Source organism: Streptomyces phytophilus, assembly GCF_013870535.1.
Classification (GTDB): Bacteria; Actinomycetota; Actinomycetes; order Streptomycetales; family Streptomycetaceae; genus Streptomyces; species Streptomyces phytophilus.
In genome coordinates this window covers 1-3,837 of sequence record NZ_JACBXC010000561.1, presented here as the reverse complement: position 1 = coordinate 3,837, position 3,837 = coordinate 1, and the positions used below count along the sequence as shown (strand labels likewise).

3 protein-coding genes are annotated in these 3,837 nt (G+C 75.0%); 1 reads left to right on the top strand and 2 read right to left on the bottom strand.

The genetic code is table 11. From position 1 onward, the window contains the following. The coding region (locus tag H5J30_RS21265; protein ID WP_181788990.1) for a GAF domain-containing sensor histidine kinase at positions 1-1,076 on the top strand (1,076 nt) is incomplete at its 5' end. A gap of 277 nt (positions 1,077-1,353) precedes the next feature. On the opposite strand, the gene H5J30_RS21260 is transcribed toward H5J30_RS21265, so the two are convergent. Both H5J30_RS21260 and H5J30_RS21255 read right to left on the bottom strand, forming a co-directional pair. Continuing rightward, positions 1,354-2,202: a Cof-type HAD-IIB family hydrolase gene (locus tag H5J30_RS21260; RefSeq protein WP_181788989.1), complete on the bottom strand. Its 849-nt coding sequence runs from the start codon at positions 2,200-2,202 to the stop codon at positions 1,354-1,356. Positions 2,203-2,405: 203 nt separating this feature from the next. After that, the coding region (locus H5J30_RS21255; RefSeq protein ID WP_181788988.1) for a penicillin-binding transpeptidase domain-containing protein at positions 2,406-3,837 on the bottom strand (1,432 nt) is incomplete at its 5' end.

The following is a 3,837-nucleotide window of genomic DNA, read 5'->3' as shown; positions in this document are numbered from 1 at the left end:
CGGACCGCGGGGCTGGTGCGGCTGATGGGGCTCGGGGGCCGGAGTGGCTGGAGGTGGTGGCGGTGGCCGGGGAGGGGGTGGACGACCTCGTGGGGCGGGTGCTGCCGTCGTACAGCCCGACGGTGCGGACGCTGCTGGCGGGCAAGGAGGTGTTCCTCGACGACGCCGGCGCCGACCCGCGGGCGGTGAGCGACGGCGCGGGCCGCTTCGGGCCGTGCATGATGCTGCCGCTGCGCAGCGGCAAGCGGGTACTCGGCGCGCTGTCGCTGCCCCGGGCCCCGGGCGGCCGGCTGTACAGGGAGACGGAGAAGCAGTCGGCGACGCAGTTCGCCGGGCAGGCGGCGCTGGCGCTGATGCTGTCGGAGGTGCAGCGGGACCGGGAGCGGCTGGCGGTGTACGAGGACCGCGACCGGATCGCGCGCGACCTGCACGACCTGGTGATCCAGCGGCTGTTCGCGACGGGGATGCAGTTGCAGGGCGCGAAGCGGCTGGAGCGGGCGCCGGAGGTGCGGCAGCGGATCGACGCGGCGGTCGACGCGCTGGAGCTGACGATCGAGGAGATCCGCGGCACGATCTACGCGCTGCAGCAGGAGCCGGAGCAGGCGCCGACCGGGCTGCGGGCGCTGGTGCTGCGGGAGGTCGCGACGGCGGCGGCGCCGCTGGGGTTCCAGCCGTCGACGAGCTTCGTGGGGGCGGTGGACGAGCGGGTGGACGAGCGGATCGCGCGGCAGTTGCTGGCGGCGCTGCGCGAGGGGCTGTCGAACGCGTCGCGGCATGCGGGGGCGGGGCAGGTGGGGGTGGTGGTCGATGCGACGGCGGAGCTGCCGGACGGGCGGGACGCGGTGCGGCTGACGGTGGCGGACGACGGGCGGGGGCTGTCGCCGTACGGGCGGCGGAGCGGGCTGCGGAACATCGAGCGGCGGGCGGAGGAACTGGGCGGCCGGGCGACGTACGGGCCGGGGCTGGGGGACTGCGGCGGGGGGACGTCGCTGATGTGGGAGGTCCCGCTGACGGCACCGGGCGAGGCGGGCGGCGGCCCGGGAGCGGCGGGGGCCCCGGGGGCAGCCGCGGCGTAGGGGTGCGGGGCGGGGACTCCGGCGCGGGGGATGCGCGTGAGGTGCGGCGGGTGCTCTGTGTGCAGAGCACCGCTCGCGGGCGAGAGCGGTGCTCTCGACATGGAGCGGTCGTCTGGGCCGTCGCCGTGGGGCGGGTGTTCACGCTGCGGAGCACTGCTCGCGGACGAGAGCACTGCTCTCGGCGTAGAGCACCGCTCCCGCTCCCGCCGTGGAGCACTGCTCTCGCGGGAGAGCACCGCTCTCCATCCGGGGCGCTGCTCCCTTCCTTGCTCCGTCCTCAAAGTCCGTGCAGCAGCTGCTCGATGACCAGCGCCACGCCGTCCTCCTCGTTCCCCGCTGTTCGGTCGGTCGTCGCGGCCAGGACCGCCGGGTGGGCGTTGGCCATCGCGTACGATCTGCCCGCCCACGTCAGCATCTCGATGTCGTTCGGCATGTCGCCGAAGGCCACGACCTCCTCCGCCGCGATCCCCCGCGCCGCGCAGTAGCGCTCCAGCGTGCTCGCCTTGCTCACGCCCCGCCCGCTCACCTCCAGCAGCGCGCTCGGCGTCGACCGCGTGAACTCCCCGTGCTCCGCAGCCCCCGCCCGCGCCGCGTGCAGGAACTCGTCCGCCCCCAGGGCCGGGTGGTACGCCAGCAGCTTCAGCAGCGGGTCACCCGCCCGCTCCCCGTCCTCCGCCAGCAGCTTCTCCACCGGCGCTATCGGCCCCGCCGCCCGGTGCAGCGGGTACGCGGCCTCCCGGCCGAAGCCGCCCGTGAACTCGACCGCGAACGACGTGCCCGGCGCGATCGTGTGCAGCACACCGACGATCGCCAGGGCGTCGGGGAGCGGCAGCGGGCAGACCTCCGCCAGTTCGAGCCCGCGGTGCAGGTCGACGACGGCGGCGCCGTTCGCGCAGATCGCCATCCCGTGCCCGTGCACGTGCTCCGCGACCAGGCCCATCCACCGCGCCGGCCTGCCCGTGACGAACACCACCGCCAGCCCCGCCTCCTCCGCGGCGGCCAGTGCGGCGACCGTGCGGGCGGAGACGGTCTTGTCGTCCCGTAGCAGGGTCCCGTCGAGGTCCGTGGCGATGAGCCGGGGACGGGAGGCGGGCAGGGGAGCGGAGAAAGCGGCGGCGTCGGTCACCCGGCCATCATCGCCCACCGCCCCCGAACACCGCACAGGCGTACGGACGGCCCTCCGCCCCGATACGGCACCGCCGTCAGGACACGGGACATCAGGACACAGGCCGCACCACACCCGCCGTCACCACACCCGCCGTCACGGCACCCTCCGGCACCCGCGCGCACCGCACCTGCCCGCACCGCACCCGCCTCACCACACCCCCCTCACTCCACCGCCTCCAGCACCTCCCGCACCACCGGACCCGCGTCCCCCGACCCGCTCTCCGCGTCCTCCACCACGCACGCCACCGCGACCCCGTCGCGATACGCGACCAGCCACCCGTTGTTCGGCCCCGTCGCCGTCACCTCCGCCGTCCCCGTCTTCGCCCCCACGTCCCCCGGCAGCCCCGCCAGCACCTGCGCGCTGCCCTCCGTCACCGTGTCCCGCATCAGCGCCCGCAGTTGCCCGACGACGCCCTCCGGAAGCTCCTCCGCCGACGCCGAGGTCTCGTGCCCGGACACGATCACCGGCTGCCGGAACGTACCTGTCGCCGCCGTCGCCGTGACCGACGCCATCACCAGCGGGTTCGACCGCAGCCGCCCCTGCCCGAAGAGCGACGCCGCCTTCTCCGTCTCGTCCCCCGGCACCGGCACCTCCCCGTCGAACGACGGCACCCCCGTGCTCCACTCCTCGCCGATCCCGAAGTACCGCCGCGCGAAGTCCGTCATCTCCTCGTTGCCGAGCGAGCCGCGCAGCGCGACGAAGGCGGTGTTGCAGGAGTGAATGAAGTCCTCGCGGAACGTCGCGCCGGGTATCTCGGAGGTCTCCACGTTGTGGAACTGCTTCCCGACCGTCAGGTACTTGGGGCAGTCCACCGTCGTCTCCGGGCTGACCGCGCCCTTGTTCAGCAGCGCGGCGGTCGTGACGACCTTCCACGTCGAGCCTGGGGCGTACGTGCCCTGGAAGGCCCGGTTGAAGCCCGCGGCCGGCGAGTTGGCCGCGGCCAGGACCTCCCCGCTGTCCATGTCGAGCGCGACGAGCCCGGCGTTGCGCCCGCCGACGTGCCGCTCCAGCGCCTCCTCCGCGGCGCCCTGCAAGTCCCCGTCGACCGTCGTACGAAGCGTCCCGTCCCCCGCGCCGCGCGGCGGCCCGAAGCGCGCCTCCGTACTCCGTACGTCCCCCGTGTGCCGGTCGACGACCTGCACCGCGCCCTGCGGCCGTCCGCCGCCCAGGCCGAGCACGCCCGCCAGCGACGGGTGGTCCGCGGCGGAGATGTCGGCGCCGTCGCGGTCGACGGCGTCCGGTTCGGCCGACTCCTCCCGCACGAGCCGGAACTTCTCCGTCTCCGTCAGCTTGGGGTGCACCGCCCCCAGTTCCCACCGCACCCGCCACGGCCCGCCGTCCTCGCGGACCAGCGGCAGCGTCGCGTCGTACGTCCAGGTGCCGAGGCCGCGTACGGGCATCTTCGCGGTGTACGCCACCTGCGCCCCGCCGTCGCCGTCGGCCCGGGCCTTCCCCACTGTCAGCTTGGGCTTCGCGATCTCCAGGCCCTCGGTGAAGCTCGCGAGGATCCGTTCCGCCTCGGCCGGCGAGTCCGTCAGCCGGGCCGCCGCCTTCATCTCCCCCGCCGACCAGCCGGAGAGGAACCGCTCCGCC